Here is a 15,929-nt window from a genome sequence, read left to right on the forward strand (position 1 = left end):
CCTCCGGAACGAAAGCGAGTGCGCTTCATGGATTTCGACAGAGGGGATTTCATGCCCCTGTTGCTGATCTGCTGCTTTGTCCTGTTAGGAGGCGTCCTCGGCGCCTGCACCGTCCATCCGGCCGAAGAAGCGACGGGCACCACGCCCAGTCTCGTCTACGAGATGACCAACGGTTACTGGTACCGCGACGGCCGCTTCGAAGAGCAGACCATGTACGCCGTAGATGGCGTGTTGCGCGCGAACCGGCCCGAGAACGTCAGGGAGGTGATCGACCTCGCCGGCGGCTACGTGCTGCCGGCTTTCGGCGATGCCCACACCCACTGGCCCGCCGTGCCGGAGCGGGTCAGCGAGCACTCGTTGAATTTCCTGCCCCAAGGGGTCTTCTACCTGATGAACCAGGGCAGCCCGGGTCGCTACCGCCAGGCAGTGCGCGCGTTGGTCAACGGACCCGAAAGCGTCGATGTTGCCTTCGCCTTTGGCCTCGTGGGGTCGAAGCAGAGTCACGGCATGGCGGTTTTCCAGAAGCTCGCAAAGCGAAGCGTCTATCCGGGGATGACGGTCGAAGACCTCGATGGCGACGGATACTTCATCGTCGAGAGCGCGGCGGACATCGACGCGCACTGGCCCACCCTGATGGCTGCGCAGCCGGACTTCGTGAAAATCATGGTGGAGCACTCGGACGACCACCATCGCCGCCGGGACGACCCGGAGTTTTTCGGACGCTCCGGCCTCGACCCGGCCCTCGTTCCGCCGATCATCGCGCGGGCACACTCCGAAGGACTGCGCGTTTCTGCACACATCGAAACGGCCGTGGACTTCGCCCTGGTGGTCGATGCGGGCATCGATATGGTCGCCCACATGCCCGGCTACGACCTCCCCTCCGAAGACGACCTGACGCGCTATCGGATCACCCCGGAAGACGCGGCGAAGGCCGCCCGGCAGGGGGTGGCGGTGGTCACCACGACCTTGCTCAGCCAGGGATTTGGCCGCGATGACCCGGAACGCCTCTCAGCGATGCGCAAAAATCATGCGGCCAATCTCCACACCCTGGCGAACGCCGGCGTCGAACTCATCATCGGCAGCGATCGCTACGGCGATTCGGCGGTAGACGAGGTGATGAATCTCGCATCGCTGGGAGTGCTCGACCGAGCTATGCTGGTGTCGATGCTCTGTTCGAAGACTCCACAAGCGATCTTTCCCGACCGCCGCATCGGAACCCTCGAAGACGGAGCGGAGGCGAGCTTGGTCGTTCTGGGCGGCAACCCCCTCGAAGACCTGAGCCACCTGCGCGAGCCGACGCGGGTCTTCAAGGACGGTCAGCCCCTGGAATTCCCTGAGGACGCTACTTGACGGCGAGTCAGCTCTCCCTCTTCGAAGGCGCGCCGGATGGACGCAAGCCCAACCCGGTGCAGCCGGCGGAGGTGCCGCCGTACCTCGCCGAGGTTGCGGCGGCACTGCCGGAGAATCTCCACCTCGGCACCTCGTCGTGGTCTTTCCCGGGCTGGGCCGGCTTCGTCTACCGGCGCAGCCACTCCCCCCAGACCCTCTCCCGCCACGGCCTGGACGCCTACGCCCGCCATCCGCTACTGACCGGCGTCGGCCTCGACCGCACCCACTACCGGCCGATGACCGCCGAGGCCCTCGCCGCCATGGCGGAGGCGGTGCCGGAGAACTTTCGTTTCGTCGTCAAGGCTCATGAGGACTCGACCGTCCGCGTCTTTCCGGAGCATCCGCGCTACGGCACGCGCCGGGGAGAGACCAATCCCCGCTTTCTCGACCCGGCCTACGCTACGGACCAAATCGTCCAGCCCTTCGTCGAGGGCCTCGGTGAAAAGGGCGGCGTGCTTCTCTTCCAGCTCGCACCGCAGGAGATGGCCGGCGACTTCATCGACCGCCTGCACGACTTCCTACGCCGGCTTCCGTCCGGACCGCGCTATGCGGTGGAGTTGCGCAACCGCGAACTGCTCGGCCCACCGTGGGCGGAAGCCTTGGCCGACGCCGGGACCCTGCACTGCCTCAATCTCCACCCGCGCATGCCGGACGTCGGCACCCAAGCCCGCCTGAGCGGCGCCCTGGAAGGCAAGGCGCTGGTCATCCGCTGGATGCTCCAAAGCCACCTCACCTACGGCGACGCTCGCCGCCGCTACCAGCCTTACACCCGGTTGATGGACGAAGACCCCACCGCCCGGCGCACCGTCGCCGCACTGGCGACGAACGCCCTCGGCGCGGGCAAGCGGGTCTTCACCATCGCCAACAACAAGGCCGAAGGCTCGGCGCCCCACACCCTGTTCGAATTGGCCCGCACCATCGCCCGCCTGCGGGCCGCCCAAACCGACCGCAAGCGCGGGCCGAAAGCGCCCGGCTCCTGATCCGAGCCCGAAGGGCGAGGCGGCGCCGTAGGCGCCGTGGATGGGGTGAGCCCGAAAACACTGGTGTTTTTGGGCGAGGGGCGGACCGCGTGCGGGCGCCCAGCCCCCTGGAAAGGAAAGCTAGCAGGGCAGCTGAAATCATAGGCCGAAGGCCTTTTTCAGCAACCTGCTAGCCTAGCTCTCGGATCTTCGCCTCGGCGTTGGTGCGCAGGAAGTCGCGCAGGGATTCGTTCGTGGTGGTGGTGTCCTGCGGCAGCACTTCGAGCACCCGCCGGTACAGCTCCAGCGCCCGTTGGCGGTTGCCCGCCTGCAGGTTGATCTCCGCCAGGCTGTCGTAGGTGTTGGCGGAGCGCGGATACAGCGCCACCGCCGCTTCGAGCACCGTGATCGCCTGGTCAAGGTGGCCTTCACCGGCGAGGGTGTAGCCCAAAGTGTTGAGGCGCGATTCGGCCACCGCCGGGTCGTCCGGCTGTTCGGCGTGCAGGCGCCGATAGGCCGCGGCGGCCCTCTCGAACTCTCCGGCGACCAGGAAGTCCGAAGGCAAACGCTCACCTTCCGCCATGCGCTCCGCCCGCTGCCGCCGTTCCGGCCGATCCCGCCAGGGAGGGGTGACCACCGTCACGGACCGTACGCTTTCTTCCTCGCGTTCGATCTCGTAGCGAATCTCCCGGTCCATCCGGGCCAGCTCCCCCGGCGCGATCTGAAACAGCGAAACGTCGGCCCCGGACGCTGACCGGCTAAACAGCCGTCCGTCCGCGGTCACCAGCTCGATCGCCTCATCACCGTGCACGCGGTAGCGGCCGGCCAGGGCGGCGGGGTCGCCGTCCGCGAAGGGAACGACCGGCAGCGGAGCCGGCAGGTAACCGGGCCATTCTTCACGCTGGGCGACGGCGCGGACGATCTCCCGCGCCAGGCGACCGCCGTTGTCGGAATTGGTCATCACCGCCAAGGCAAAGCCGTGATCGCGACTCGCCGTCAGCTCACACTGGAATCCCTCGTTGGCGCCGCCGTGGCCAAAGTACTTCTCGCCCCTGCGATCGTCGATGAAAAAACCGAGCCCCGCCTCTTCGGCGAGGGGTGTGGTCATCCGTTCGGCCAGCGGGCGGCCGAGCAGGGCACCTTCGTCACCGCGCCGGGCCGCCTGGATCTCCATGGCGAACCGGCAGAGATCGGACGGGGTGGTCCACAGTCCGGCCGGCGCCATCTCCGGGTAGGTGTGGCGCTTGCCGGCGACCGGCGAGCCGTCTCGGAAGTAGCCCGCCGCCGCCCGCGACAGCTTCTCCGGCGGCAGCGGCTGCTCGAAGGTGCTCGAGGCCATACCCGCGGGTCCCAGCACGGTGCGCTCCATCAGCACCGGGAACGATTCGCCGAGAAGGTCCGTCAACACCACCTGCGCGATGGTCGTGCCGCCGCCGGAGTAGCGGAACCGAGTTCCCGGTTCGAGGTCGACCCGCACCGCCGAGGTGTTGGCCGGCGGCTCGCCTTCGAGCACCTGCACCGCCGTCGGCACCGGCGCCCCCAACGCGTAGCCCGGAAAGCCGTGCACCGTGAGGCCCGCACTGTGGGAAAGGATCCGCTCCAGGGTCACCGGTTGCTCCGCCGTCCACTCGTTCTCCGGCAGCTTCCAGGAGCGCAAAAACTCGTTGACGTTGCGATCCAGCGCGAGCTTGCCCTTCTCCACCTGGCGCAGCACCCCGGCAGCGCTCACCGGTTTGCTGATCGAGGCCGCCTGGAAGAGGGTCTCCGGAGTGGCTTTGACCCCCTCTTCGACATCGGCGAAGCCCCAAGCCTCGGCCCAGCGCACCTCGCCGTCGGCGCAAAAAGCCACCGACACCCCATGGACGTCGAGATCCTGCATCCTCTGTTCGAGAGGCCAGCCGGTCTGGCCGGCGATGAGCACCGGCCCCTGGAGCCGCAAAGCCGCCAGATGCTCCGGTAGAACTTCCGAACCGGCGAGTATCGCCGGGGCGATGATCGCCACCCCCACGAGCACCAGTACACCGATGAGCCGAGTCTTTGTCATCATCGATCCTCCTTTTCCGGCGGACCCTAGCAACGGATCGAGGCCTGGATCAAAATACCGGTCAGGTGTCCGGCGGACCTCCGCCTTCGGAGGTGGAGAGGCTCAGTCCGGGTGACGGTAGTAGATCTTGGCCGCGATCCGCCAACCGCTGTCGAACTTCAGCAGGGAAAGATAGTCCGTGAAGATCAGCGTGCCGTCCTTGGAGAGTTCGATTTTGACGGCGGCGGCATTGCCGGTGACGTCGACGGAGGCGAAGTGGTGGGTCCACACATTCTTCGCCGGATCGAAGTCTTCACTGGCCTTGCGCTCCGCGGTGCCGGCGACCCAATCGGCGATCGGGTATTTCGACAGCTCTTCGCCCTTCGCCGAGAAAATGGCGAAGTCCGGATGGAAACCGCGCTCCATCGCCTCCGGGTTGAGTTCGTTGAAAGCTCCATGGACATAGCTGGTTTCGATCAGGCTCTTGATCTCGGCAACGGCGGCATCGTCGGCGGAGAGCGAAGTAGCGCCCATCGGGAGAGCGACAAGAGAAAAGAGGACGACAATCTTCTTCATCGGAATCTTTCTGTGCGGTTGGGCACGATAGTCAAGGAGAAATGGCCGTTCCCCGTGACTTTATCTCCTCCCTCGGCGGGGTGCAGGGAGGCGCCATTCAATCATCGCCATAGGCGGCTTTATTCCTGCCGCCCGGCTGGGATAGCCTGCGCAGCCGAGCGCCGAGATCGGAAGAACCCACTCCCCTGAAAGGATCGCGACTCCTCATGCCCGACAGACTCCTCAGCGTTTCTCGCTCCTCACTACGCTGCTCCCTGCTGCTTCTTCTCCTCGCTTCGCTGGCCGCGGCGACGCCGGCCGGCGCCCAGGTCGTGCCCAGCGGCGGCGAATTTCCGGTCAATCAGGAAACCCTCGACGAACAAAACGATCAGCGTCTCGCCGTGGCGCCGGATGGCACCTTCGCCCTGGTGTGGGAAAGCTTCGGTCAAGACGGCTCCGGTGAGGGTATTTTCCTGCGCCGCTTCGCCGCCGACGGCACACCGCTGGGCGACGAGGTGCAGGTCAACACGGAGACCGTCGGCGATCAGGTGGATCCGGACATCGCCGCCCTCGCCGGCGGCGGTTTCGTGGTGGTATGGGACAGTGAACTCCAGGACGGAAGCCTGCGCGGCATCTACGGCCAGCGCTACGACGCGGCGGGCGACCCTGCGGGGAGCGAGGTCCCGGTCAATGCCACCACGGAAGGAGACCAGAACGACGCCGTCGTCGCCGGCGCGGCGGACGGCGGCTTCCTGGTGGCCTGGGAAACCCAGCCGGTCGACGACCCGACCGAGGAGTTGGTCGCCCGGCGGTTCGACGCGGCGGGTTCGCCGGTGAGCGGCGAGATGGCCGTCAACACCACCACCGCCGGTGACCAGGAAGACCTCGACCTGGCCTCCGACGCCGCCGGCCGGTTCGTCTTCGTCTGGGAGAGCGACGGCCAGGACGGCGATCTCGATTCCGTCGTCGCCCGCCTCGGCGACACCGCAGGCACGCCGGAAGGAGCCGAAATCCCGGTCAACACTTTCAGTACCGGCAACCAGGACAACCCGAGGTTGTTGGTCCGACCGGACGGCAGCTTCGCGGTGGCCTGGGAGGACGACGTCCAGGACGCCACGGCGCCGGCGGTGTTCCTGCGTCTCTTTCGGGCGGACGGCGCTCCCACCACCGGCGAGCTGCAGATCAACGCCGGCACCGGTGCGGACTTCTCGCCTCGGCTGGCCTTCGACCCGAGCGGCGGCGTGGTGGTGACCTGGGACAGTTTTCTGCAGGACGGCGACGGTGCGGCGGTCCTCGCGCAGCATCTCAATCGGTCCGGCGCCCCGCGCGGCGCGGCGGAGGTCCTGAACCTCGTCACCACCGGCAACCAGGGATTCAGCCAGGTGGGCATCGGCGCCGATGCCCGGGGCCTCGCCGTGTGGACCTCACCGGACAGCGACGTGGATCCTCTCGAGGGCCTCTTCGGCCGCCGCTTCGAAGTGCCCATTTTCTGGGACGACTTCGAGACCGGCGACCTCACCCACTGGTCCGCCACCGTCGAGTAAAGGCCAGGCATCGCTCCGCCGACTAGGTGCCGCCGCCGACTAGGTGCCACCCACTTGTCAAAGCTCCTAAGATCAACGGGTTAGAAGAACCTCATCGCGCCTAGAACATTCGGGTGGCACCTCCTCCCGCTTGCACCTCATCCCGCTTGGGTTAGAAGAGCCTCATCGCGCCTCGAACATTCGGGTGGCACCTACTCCCGCTTGGAACATTCGGGTGGCACCTCCTCCCGCTTGGTGCCACCCAATTGTCAAAGCTCCTAAAATCAACGGGTTAGAAGAACCTCATCGCGCCTAGAACATTCGGGTGGCACCTCCTCCCGCTTGGCACCTCCTCCCGCTTGGTGGCACCGGATGACCAGCGATGGTTCTTGACACTCGCCGCCACCTCATACATACTGGTCGGTATGGAATCAGCCGACTCAGCGGACGTCTCGTCCGCACCTGACGCCCAAGAGTCACCCTTCGCCCGAGTGCGCGATCCGGAGGGAACGCGAGAAGCACTGGTGCAGGCAGCTTTCCACGAGATTCATCGCTGCGGCTTCCGCTCCGCCGGCCTCGACGCCATCCTGAGCCGAGCCGGAGTCACCAAAGGAGCCCTCTACCATCACTTCGGCAGCAAAGGCGACCTCGGCCTCGCGGTGCTCGACGAGATCATCCGTCCGATGGTCCTGGAACACTTCCTCGATCCGATCGAAGCGAGTGACGATCCCGCCGGGGCGCTGATCGAGATGGTCCGGCAGACCGCGGCCATGACCACCTCGGAAGTGCTGGTGCTGGGCTGTCCGCTCAACAATCTGGCGCAGGAACTGTCGTCCGTCGACGAGACCTTCCGGCAGCGAATGGCCGACATCTTCAGCGAGTGGCAGGAGCGCCTCGCCGAATGTTTGCGGCGCGGCCAAGAGACCGGTCGAGTGCGCCAAAATCTCGACGCCACCAGCGCCGCCGCCTTCATCGTCGCTTGCTGGGAAGGCAGTATTTCAATTGGCAAGACCACCCGCGACGAAAACACACTGCAGGCCTGTGCCGAGGGCTTCGTGGCCTTTGCCGAAAGCCTCCGGCCCCACGCCGCCTAGCCCGAAAAGAACAGTCTGTAGCCAAGCCAAGTCTACTCCGATACATACCGACCAGTATGCATGCCATAACAGGAGAAGGAAGCCATGAGTGAAACGCTCGACCAAAGGGTGACCCGCGCAGCCCGCTGGCTCATACGCTGGCGCTGGCCGGTCTTGGTGGTCACGGTCCTTGCCGTCGCCGCGGTAGCCAGCGGAGCGCGGCATCTCGGATTCGCCACCAGTTACCGCGTATTCTTCAGCGAAAGCAATCCGGAGCTGCTGGCCTTCGACGCCATGCACGAAATCTACAGCAAGAACGACAACATCCTCTTCGTGGTCACGCCGGAAGACGGCGAAGTGTTCACCCCGGCCACCCTGGCGGCGGTGGAGGAGATCACCGAGAAGGCCTGGCAGGTTCCGGCCTCATCGAGGGTCGATTCGATCACCAACTTCCAGCACACCTGGGCCGATGCCGACGACCTGATCGTCGAAGACCTGGTGACCGGGGCGGAAGATCTCACCGCGGAGCAACTGGCGCGGATCCGCTCGATCGCCCTGGAGCGGCCGGAACTGGTCGGCCGTTTGATCTCGCCGGATGGCGACGTCACCGGCGTCAGCGTCACGGTACAGCTCAGCGGTGAGGATCCCAAGGAACTGATCCCGCCGGTTTCCTTCGCGCGGCAACTGGCGGCCGAAATCGAAGAGGCTCATCCGGGTATCGAGGTCCGGCTGTCCGGTGTGGTGATGCTCAACAACGCGTTCGTCGAAGCCGGCGAGGGAGATCTTTCGTCGGTGATTCCCCTGATGTACCTGGTGCTGATCGCCGTGATGGTGCTGCTCCTGCGCTCCTTCTCGGGCACCTTCGCAACGGTGGTTCTGATCGGCATGTCGGCGGCCGTTGCGATGGGAGTGACCGGTTTCAGCGGCACCCACCTGACTCCGGTGTCGGTCCAGTCGATCACCATGATCCTCACCCTCGCCATCGCCGACAGCATTCACGTTCTGGTCTCCATGTTCCAGGAGATGCGCGGCGGCACGGCAAAGCGGGAGGCTCTGGTGGAGGCCATACGGATCAATTTCCTGCCGGTGCTGTTGACCAGCGTCACCACCGCCATCGGATTCTTGAGCCTCAACTTCAGCGATTCGCCGCCGCTCCAGCATCTCGGCAACATCACCGCCGTGGGGGTGATCGCCGCCTTCGTCCTGTCGATGACCCTGCTGCCGGCGCTGATGGCGATCCTGCCGGTGCGGGTCAAAGTACGCGCGGCGCGCTCAAAGGCACCGTTCTTTGAACGTTTGGGTGACTTTGTGGTGGCCCGGCGCCACTGGATGCTGTGGGGCGCCGTGGCTCTGATCATCGCGACGGTTTCGTTCGTGCCGTCGAACGTCATCAGCGACCGCTTCATCCAGTACTTCGACGATTCGATCGAGTTCCGGCAGCACACGGACTACGCGGTACAGAACTTGACCGGCGTGTACCAACTCGACTTTTCCCTGGAGAGCGGTGAAACCGGCGGCATCAGCTCGCCCGAATACCTCGCCACCGTCGACCGCTTCACCGAGTGGTTCCGCGCCCAGCCGGACGTTCTCAACGTGTCGGCCCTGACGGACACCATGAAACGCCTCAATATGAACATGCACGGCGACGACCCGGCCTACCTCCGGCTGCCGGAGAATCGAGAGCTGGCGGCGCAGTACCTTCTGCTCTACGAGATGTCGCTGCCCTTCGGTCTCGACCTCAACAACCAGATTAATGTCGACAAGAGTTCGACCCGCCTGTTGGCGACGGTGGGCGACATGCCGACGAACGAGTACCTGGCCCTCGCTGGGCGCGCCGAAGAGTGGCTCGCCAACAACGCGCCGCCGGAGATGATGGCGCGCGCCACCGGGCCGACCACCATGTTCGCCAACATCACCAAGCGCAACATCGAGAGCATGATCTTCGGCACCTCGATCGCCTTTCTGCTGATTTCCCTGGTGCTGATGGTGACTCTGCGGAGCTGGAAGATCGGCCTGCTGAGCATCATCCCCAATGCCGTGCCGGCGGCCATGGCCTTCGGGGCTTGGGGCCTGCTGGTGGGCGAAGTGGGCTTCGCCGTGTCGGTAGTGGCGGCGATGACCTTGGGGGTGGTGGTGGATGACTCGATCCACTTCTTGACCAAATATTTGCGCGCCCGGCGCGAGAAGGAACTCGACGCCGCCGGGGCCGTGCGCTATGCCTTCCGCTCGGTGGGCCAGGCCTTGTGGGTCACTTCAGCGGTGCTCACCGCCGGCTTCCTGATCCTGGCGCAGTCGAGTTTCAAACAGAACTCGGACCTCGGCCTGCTCGCCGCAGTCACCATCGTCGTGGCCCTGGTGGCGGACTTCACTCTGCTGCCGGCGCTGTTGATGTGGATCGACGGCGACAAGGGCAAAGCGCGCAAAGGGGCGGCCGCGGAGTCCGCCCACCTCGACCCCGGAGTCGCCGAAGGCACCGCCTGAGGCCCGAGCCAACCTACTGAAACTAGAGATTTCCCAGAACACTAAGGAGTGATGTGATGAAACCTGCAAACCCCATTCAGACTCTGGAGCGGACCCGCTCGTCCGTCATGACGGTCCTCCTGCTGGTCGCCGTCGCCGTGGTCGCGACCCTCCCCTCCGCCGCCCAGACGCCGGAGGAGCGGGGCCTCGAAATCGCCCAGGAGGCGGATCGCCGAGACACCGGGTTCCACGACTCGACCGCCGAATTGGAGATGACCCTGCGCAACAAGAACGGCCAGGAGAGCAAACGGGAACTGCGTAACAAGACCCTTGAACAGGAAAACGACGGCGACAAAAGCCTGGTGATCTTCGACAAACCGGCGGACATCGACGGCACCGCCTTCCTCACCTTCAGCCACAAGACCGGCGACGACGACCAGTGGCTCTACCTACCGGCCCTGAAGCGGGTCAAGCGAATCGCATCGAGCAACAAATCCGGCCCCTTCGTGGGCAGTGAATTCGCCTACGAAGACATCTCCTCCCAGGAGGTCGAGGAATACACCTACCGCTACCTGCGCGACGAGACCCTCGACGGCCAACAGACCTTCGTCATCGAGCGCTACCCGGTCGATTCGAAGTCGGGCTACACCCGGCAGGTGGTGTGGATCGATCAGGCCGAGTACCGCACCTTAAAGATCGATTTCTACGACCGCAAGGACGCCCTGCTCAAGACCCTCACCTTCGGTGGTTACCAGCAGTATCTCGATCAATACTGGCGGCCCGAGACGATGGACATGGTCAACCACCAGACCGGCAAGAGCACCCGGCTGGTGTGGAGCAACTACCAGTTCCGCACCGGCCTCGAAGACCATGACTTCGACCGTGCCAGCCTGGCGCGCACCCGGTAGGGTGGGCGTTCGCCGTCATCCGGCCCTCTTGGCGGCAGCGATCTGCTGGCTCGCTGCGCTCCCGGGATGGGCTCAAGAAGAGGCGCCTCGGGGAGAGTGGAGCGGCTTCGTCGCCGTCGAGGGACGCGCCTTCCTGAACGATCCCGTCTTCGGCCGCCAGGACGACGGGGTCCAGGGTTCGCTCGTTCTGGAGCCCGAGTACCAGCGCGACCTAGCGCGCGATGGCGAGCGCCTGACCTTCAAGCCCTTTCTGCGGCTGGACACTCTGGACGACGACCGCAGCCACTTCGACATCCGCGAACTCACCTGGCAGAAGTCCGGTGGGCGCTGGCAACTCCTGGTGGGTATCGGCAAGGTGTTCTGGGGAGTCACCGAGTCGCAGCATCTGGTGGACATCGTCAACCAGACGGATCTGGTCGAGAACCCCGACGGCGAGGACAAACTCGGCCAGCCGATGGTGCAGTGGAGCCTGATCCGCTCCTGGGGCATCCTCGATCTGTTCGTCCTGCCGGGTTTTCGGGAACGAACCTTTCCGAGCCCGGAAGGACGCCTCTCCCCCGCCCTGCCGGTGTCCGATGAGGCCCTCTACGAATCCTCCGCCGAGGAGAGCCACGTCGACTTCGCGGCTCGCTGGTCGCACGCCATCGGCCCCCTCGATTTTGGCCTCTCGCATTTCACCGGCACCTCCCGCGAGCCGCGCTTCCTGCCCCGGCTGAGATCCGACGGCGATCCGGAACTGGTGCCGTTCTACGATCAGATCGACCAGACCGGCCTCGACCTGCAGGCCACCCTCGGAAGCTGGCTCCTGAAACTGGAGGCGATCCATCGCTCCGGCCAGGGCGAGGCCTTTGCCGCCGCCACCGCCGGCTTCGAGTACACCCTGTACGGAGTCTTCGATACGGCGGCCGATGTCGGACCGGTTGTCGAGTATCTGTGGGACGAGCGCGGGCGCGAAGGTTCCCCCGGCGATGGCCTCTCACCCTTCCAGGACGACCTCTTCGCCGGCGCGCGGGTGGCCTTCAACGACGTGCAGAGCAGCGAGCTGCTGGCCGGGGCGATTCTCGATCTCGAATCCGACGCCGCCCTCTATTTGCTGGAGTTCAGCCGGCGCTTCGGCGCAAGCTGGACCGTTGACGCCGAAGTGCGCGTATTCGATGGCTTGCCGCTGGATGACCCGCTCGCCGGCTTCGCCGAGGACGACCATTTCCTGCTCCGCCTCGCCCGCCACTTCTGAGGGAGCGAGCGCCACAAAACGGAGACCGTTGCGTACGGGTCACTAGCGGCCGCCGAGGACGGCCTTGGTAGCCTGCTGTGGTTCTCATCGTCACCCACCACCACGGAGTTGCCTGAAATCTTCGGAGGATTCCCGATGGCTCGATGGCTCGCCGCAACGCTCGTCCTTTGGATCTCCCTTCCCCTCCTCGCCTCGGATCGCGTTCCCGACGAGCAGTGAATGCAGTACGCGGATCCGGCCGAAGCCGGATTCGACACCGCCGAGCTGGCCGCCGCCAAGGCCGACTGGGAGAACCTATCGTCGTCCGCCTTCATGGTGATCGCCGACGGCGCCGTGGTGACCGCCTGGGGTGCAACGGACCGCCGCTTCATGTGCCACTCGGTGCGCAAGAGCTTCCTGTCGGCGATCTTCGGCATCTACTGGGATCGCGACGAGATGGAGTTGAACAAGACCCTCGCCGACGTCGGCATCGACGAGCAGGGCGAGGGCCTTCTCGAAAGCGAGGAGCAGGCGCGCATTCTCGACCTTCTGAAGGCCCGCTCAGGAGTCTTCCACCCGGCCGCCTACGCCGGCCGCACGGACTCCCGGCCGCGCGGCAGCGAAGGGCCGGGCCGCTACTTCGCCTACAACAATTGGGATTTCAACACCCTCGCCACCATCCTCGAGAAGGAGACCGGAGATTCCGTCTTCGAGGCCTTCGACGAGCACTTCGCGCAGCCTCTACGGATGGAGGACTGGCGCCCCAGCGACGGCTATTTCCACTACGAACTCGACAAGTCGAAGCACCCGGCCTACCCCTTCCGCCTGTCCGCCCGGGACGCCGCTCGCTTCGGCCTGCTGTTTGCCCGCGAGGGACGCTGGGGGGACGAGCGGATCCTTTCGCGCCAGTGGGTGCGGCGCAGCACCGCCCTCTACTCGAAGGACAACGAGCAGTTCGGCTACGGCTTCATGTGGTGGGTGGCGCTGGAGCCGCGCTTCGCTGACCACGGATTCGTCGCCGCCCGCGGCGTTGGCCGTCAGATGATCGTGTCGCTGCCGGACCTCGACATGGTGATCGTCAACCGCGCCAACACCTATCGCGGCGAGGGCACCGAATACCAAGAACTCCTCAATTTGATGGAGAAGGTGATCAACGCCCGCACCGGCGAGGCCGTGGCGGCCCCGCGCCTCGTGCCCCTGGCGGACGTCACCCAGCCGCCGAGGACCGCCCCCGGCCACCGCATGCCGATGGCCGATTTGGCCGGCGAGTGGCCACATCCGCCGGCTCCGTTGGGACTACCGCAGCAAGCGACCCTGCGGATCATCGATCGCGGCGACTATCTGATCGTCGATGCTCCTTTCGCCGGCACCTTCCGCCACTATCCCCAGGAGGACGGCTGGTTCCTCGAGGAGGACAGCCTCGACCGCTACCTGCCGATCTACGACGACGACGGCAAGCCGGCTGGCCTCGCCGATGCCGCCACCGTCGCCCAGGCGGCCATCGCGGCCCGGGCGCGCGGCGACCAGAAGGCCGCCCGCCGGCATCTCGCCAGGATTCCCGCAGGAGAAGGGACTCAGGCAAAGCGCACCTCAAGAGGTTCGCCGGACCTCTCCATCCGCATCGCCGACGCCCTGCTCGATCTCTTCGAGCGGCCGAAGCGGGCGGAAAAGAACCTCCAATCCCTCCTCGCCGAGGACGAGGTCCGGGCCAACCGAGTCGAAGGGCGCATCAACGTCATCGGCTACCAGTTCATGCGGGCCGACAAGTTGGCCGAAGCGCAGCAGGTGTTCGAGCTGAACACCCGCCTCTTCCCGCAGGCCTTCAACACCTGGGACAGCCTGGGCGAGGTCTACATGAATCAGGAGAAAAACGCCGCAGCCATCGAGTCCTACCAGCGCTCCCTGGAACTCAATCCAGAAAACCGCAACGCCGAGGCGATGATCGAACGCATGGCTTCGGGCGGGGGCACCTGAGCGAGCGAGTATCGGTCCAACGCTTCCACGCTTCTTCCACGGTGATTCCACGGTCTTTCCACGGCGCCGGCTCTAGCCTCCAAGTCATAACGACCTGGAGATCTAGAGATGAGAACCCGAATCGTCAGTTGCCTATGCTTCGTCAGCCTGTCACTGGTTGCGCCTCCCCTGCTGGCCCAACCGGAGCGCAATCCGCAGAGCCCGTGGTATCTGCAGGAACGGGATCGCTGGTGGGACGTCGAGATTTTTCTGGGCGTGGAGTCAGAACCCGACTATGCCGGCTCCGACGACAGCGAGGTCGAGCCGGACGCGGATATCCGGGCCCTGTTTCGTGATCGCAAGGGGAACCGCTACATCCTGTCCCTGGGACAGGTGTCGGGGATCTTCGATCTTTCGCCACGCACCGCCCTCCAGATCACCCTCGAATACGAAGAGGGGCGCGACAGGGAGAATCCCGCTCTCGCCGAGTTCGAGGAGGTTCGCGACACCCTCGAAGGACAGATCTCGCTCTTCCGCCGCTTCGGCAACACCTACCTCGCCGGCGTGCTGCAACCGGACATCCTCGGCCGCGGCAAAGGACTGGTGACCTTCCTCGCCCTCGGCCACGACCGAGCGATCGGCGAGAAGGTGCTGTTGAGTCCCCGGATCGACGTGAGCTGGGGCGACAGCGAGCACATGCGGACGGAGTTCGGAATCAGCGCCGCCGTGGCTGCCGCCTCCGGACTGGCACCCTACGAGCCCGGAGGCGGTCTCAAATCGGCCACCGCCGCGCTGGGCCTGCGCTATGATTTTTCGCGGCAAGGTTCTTCCCGGAAGTGGAGCCTGCTGGCGGACCTCGAAGTCGAGCACTACTTTTCCAAAGCCGCCGACAGCCCGCTGATTCGCGACGCAGGCTCCGACGTCACCTACGAGGCGGCCTTCGGTGTGCTCTTTCGCTTCTGATGCCCTGACACCCGATTTAGATCCCACTCCGAGAGACCCATGATCGAGCCACCACGGTGATCGAGCGGCCTCGAGTACTGGTCATCGAGGACGACCCGGATGTCGCGTCGAATATCGCGGAGTACCTGGAGAGCCGTCATTTCGTGCTCGACTTCGCCTATGACGGCATCAGCGGCCTCCACCTGGCGGTCACCGGCTCGTTCGACGCGCTGGTGCTCGACCTCATGCTGCCGGGGATCGACGGCTTGACCCTCTGTCGCCGCCTGCGCTCCGACTCTACCTTCGAGGCGCCGCCGATCCTGATGCTGACGGCCCGCGATGCCCTCGACGACAAGATCAAGGGCTTCGAAGCCGGAGCCGACGACTACCTGGTCAAGCCGTTCGCTCTGCCGGAACTCTTCCACCGCCTCCAGGCCCTGTTGCGTCGTGGCGTGGCGGGCGAGCCTCAGATCCTCAAGGTCCACGATCTGGAACTCGATTGGCCGAGCAGGACGGTGCGTCGGGCGGGACAGGTGCTGCAGCTCAATCGCACCGAGTTGAAGATCCTCTCCATTCTGATGCGCGCCTCCCCCGCCTTGGTCCGCCGGCAGGATCTCGCCGATGCGCTCTGGCAGGACCAAGAAGTGAGTGAAGACCTCCTGCGCTCTCACATCTACCGCCTACGCCGCGCCATCGACCGCCCGTTCGCGGATCCGCTGCTCCACACCGTTCGCGGCCAGGGCTACCTCCTGCGTCCACCGGAGCGATGAGGCTCGGTATCCGCCAGCGGCTGAGCTTGCTTTTCGCCGCCTTCGCCGCCCTCCTCGGGATTCTCTTCAGCGCGCTCGTCTTCTTTATCTTCTGGCGGGTCGAAGATCGCTTCATCGAGCGTCAACTCATCGATTCCTTGGACCGGTATTCTTCCCAAGGA

The 15,929-nt window shown here is 65.3% G+C and carries 13 protein-coding genes; 10 read left to right on the top strand and 3 right to left on the bottom strand.

Going from position 1 to position 15,929, the window contains the following annotated elements:
• Positions 1–27: 27 nt before the first annotated feature.
• Complete coding sequence (locus AAF481_16790; GenBank protein ID MEM7482832.1) at positions 28–1,350, top strand: hypothetical protein; 1,323 nt, start codon at positions 28–30, stop codon at positions 1,348–1,350.
• The gene (locus AAF481_16795) at positions 1,347–2,369 is read left to right on the top strand and encodes a DUF72 domain-containing protein (protein MEM7482833.1); all 1,023 of its coding nucleotides are present in this window, start codon (positions 1,347–1,349) and stop codon (positions 2,367–2,369) included. The genes AAF481_16790 and AAF481_16795 overlap by 4 nt, the downstream gene beginning before the upstream one ends.
• Positions 2,370–2,538: 169 nt before the next feature.
• Here the strand turns inward: AAF481_16795 and AAF481_16800 are convergent, their stop codons facing one another.
• Both AAF481_16800 and AAF481_16805 read right to left on the bottom strand, forming a co-directional pair.
• The gene (locus tag AAF481_16800) at positions 2,539–4,395 is read right to left on the bottom strand and encodes a serine hydrolase (protein MEM7482834.1); all 1,857 of its coding nucleotides are present in this window, start codon (positions 4,393–4,395) and stop codon (positions 2,539–2,541) included.
• A gap of 99 nt (positions 4,396–4,494) precedes the next feature.
• A complete protein-coding gene (locus AAF481_16805; protein MEM7482835.1) occupies positions 4,495–4,947 on the bottom strand; it encodes a nuclear transport factor 2 family protein in 453 nt (150 codons plus the stop codon).
• A 206-nt stretch (positions 4,948–5,153) separates the two neighbouring features.
• Between AAF481_16805 and AAF481_16810 the strand changes: the two genes are divergently transcribed.
• The 8 genes from AAF481_16810 to AAF481_16845 all read left to right on the top strand — a co-directional run bounded on the left by AAF481_16810 (position 5,154) and on the right by AAF481_16845 (position 15,768).
• Entirely contained in the window at positions 5,154–6,470 is a 1,317-nt protein-coding gene (locus tag AAF481_16810) for a hypothetical protein (GenBank protein MEM7482836.1), read from the top strand.
• A gap of 503 nt (positions 6,471–6,973) precedes the next feature.
• Positions 6,974–7,543 carry a TetR family transcriptional regulator C-terminal domain-containing protein gene (locus tag AAF481_16815; protein ID MEM7482837.1) on the top strand — a complete coding sequence of 190 codons (570 nt, stop codon included), beginning with the start codon at positions 6,974–6,976 and terminating at the stop codon, positions 7,541–7,543.
• A gap of 84 nt (positions 7,544–7,627) precedes the next feature.
• On the top strand, positions 7,628–10,003 hold the full coding sequence (locus tag AAF481_16820) for an MMPL family transporter (GenBank protein ID MEM7482838.1): 2,376 nt from the start codon (positions 7,628–7,630) through the stop codon (positions 10,001–10,003).
• A gap of 56 nt (positions 10,004–10,059) precedes the next feature.
• Entirely contained in the window at positions 10,060–10,890 is an 831-nt protein-coding gene (locus tag AAF481_16825; protein MEM7482839.1) for an outer membrane lipoprotein-sorting protein, read from the top strand.
• A complete protein-coding gene (locus AAF481_16830) occupies positions 10,853–12,124 on the top strand; it encodes a hypothetical protein (protein MEM7482840.1) in 1,272 nt (423 codons plus the stop codon). The genes AAF481_16825 and AAF481_16830 overlap by 38 nt, the downstream gene beginning before the upstream one ends.
• A 219-nt stretch (positions 12,125–12,343) precedes the next feature.
• Positions 12,344–14,077, top strand: a complete 1,734-nt coding sequence (locus AAF481_16835; protein MEM7482841.1) for a serine hydrolase — start codon at positions 12,344–12,346, stop codon at positions 14,075–14,077.
• Positions 14,078–14,185: 108 nt separating this feature from the next.
• Positions 14,186–15,019 (top strand): MipA/OmpV family protein, encoded by an 834-nt coding sequence (locus tag AAF481_16840; protein ID MEM7482842.1) that lies wholly within the window; start codon positions 14,186–14,188, stop codon positions 15,017–15,019.
• A gap of 56 nt (positions 15,020–15,075) precedes the next feature.
• Positions 15,076–15,768 carry a response regulator transcription factor gene (locus AAF481_16845; protein MEM7482843.1) on the top strand — a complete coding sequence of 231 codons (693 nt, stop codon included), beginning with the start codon at positions 15,076–15,078 and terminating at the stop codon, positions 15,766–15,768.
• Here AAF481_16845 and AAF481_16850 read toward each other — a convergent pair.
• Positions 15,741–15,893, bottom strand: coding sequence for a hypothetical protein (locus AAF481_16850; protein MEM7482844.1), 153 nt, complete (start codon positions 15,891–15,893; stop codon positions 15,741–15,743). The genes AAF481_16845 and AAF481_16850 overlap by 28 nt on opposite strands.
• Positions 15,894–15,929: the final 36 nt, after the last annotated feature.

Source organism: Acidobacteriota bacterium, assembly GCA_039030395.1.
In the GTDB taxonomy this organism is placed as follows: domain Bacteria; phylum Acidobacteriota; class Thermoanaerobaculia; order Multivoradales; family JBCCEF01; genus JBCCEF01.

Coding starts and splice junctions, on each gene's coding strand:
- AAF481_16835 (MEM7482841.1), top strand. CDS start 12,344: ATGCAGTACGCGGATCCGGCCGAAGCCGGATTCGACACCGCCGAGCTG.
- AAF481_16820 (MEM7482838.1), top strand. CDS start 7,628: ATGAGTGAAACGCTCGACCAAAGGGTGACCCGCGCAGCCCGCTGGCTC.
- AAF481_16790 (MEM7482832.1), top strand. CDS start 28: ATGGATTTCGACAGAGGGGATTTCATGCCCCTGTTGCTGATCTGCTGC.
- AAF481_16800 (MEM7482834.1), bottom strand. CDS start 4,395: ATGATGACAAAGACTCGGCTCATCGGTGTACTGGTGCTCGTGGGGGTG.
- AAF481_16830 (MEM7482840.1), top strand. CDS start 10,853: ATGACTTCGACCGTGCCAGCCTGGCGCGCACCCGGTAGGGTGGGCGTT.
- AAF481_16825 (MEM7482839.1), top strand. CDS start 10,060: ATGAAACCTGCAAACCCCATTCAGACTCTGGAGCGGACCCGCTCGTCC.
- AAF481_16805 (MEM7482835.1), bottom strand. CDS start 4,947: ATGAAGAAGATTGTCGTCCTCTTTTCTCTTGTCGCTCTCCCGATGGGC.
- AAF481_16810 (MEM7482836.1), top strand. CDS start 5,154: ATGCCCGACAGACTCCTCAGCGTTTCTCGCTCCTCACTACGCTGCTCC.
- AAF481_16840 (MEM7482842.1), top strand. CDS start 14,186: ATGAGAACCCGAATCGTCAGTTGCCTATGCTTCGTCAGCCTGTCACTG.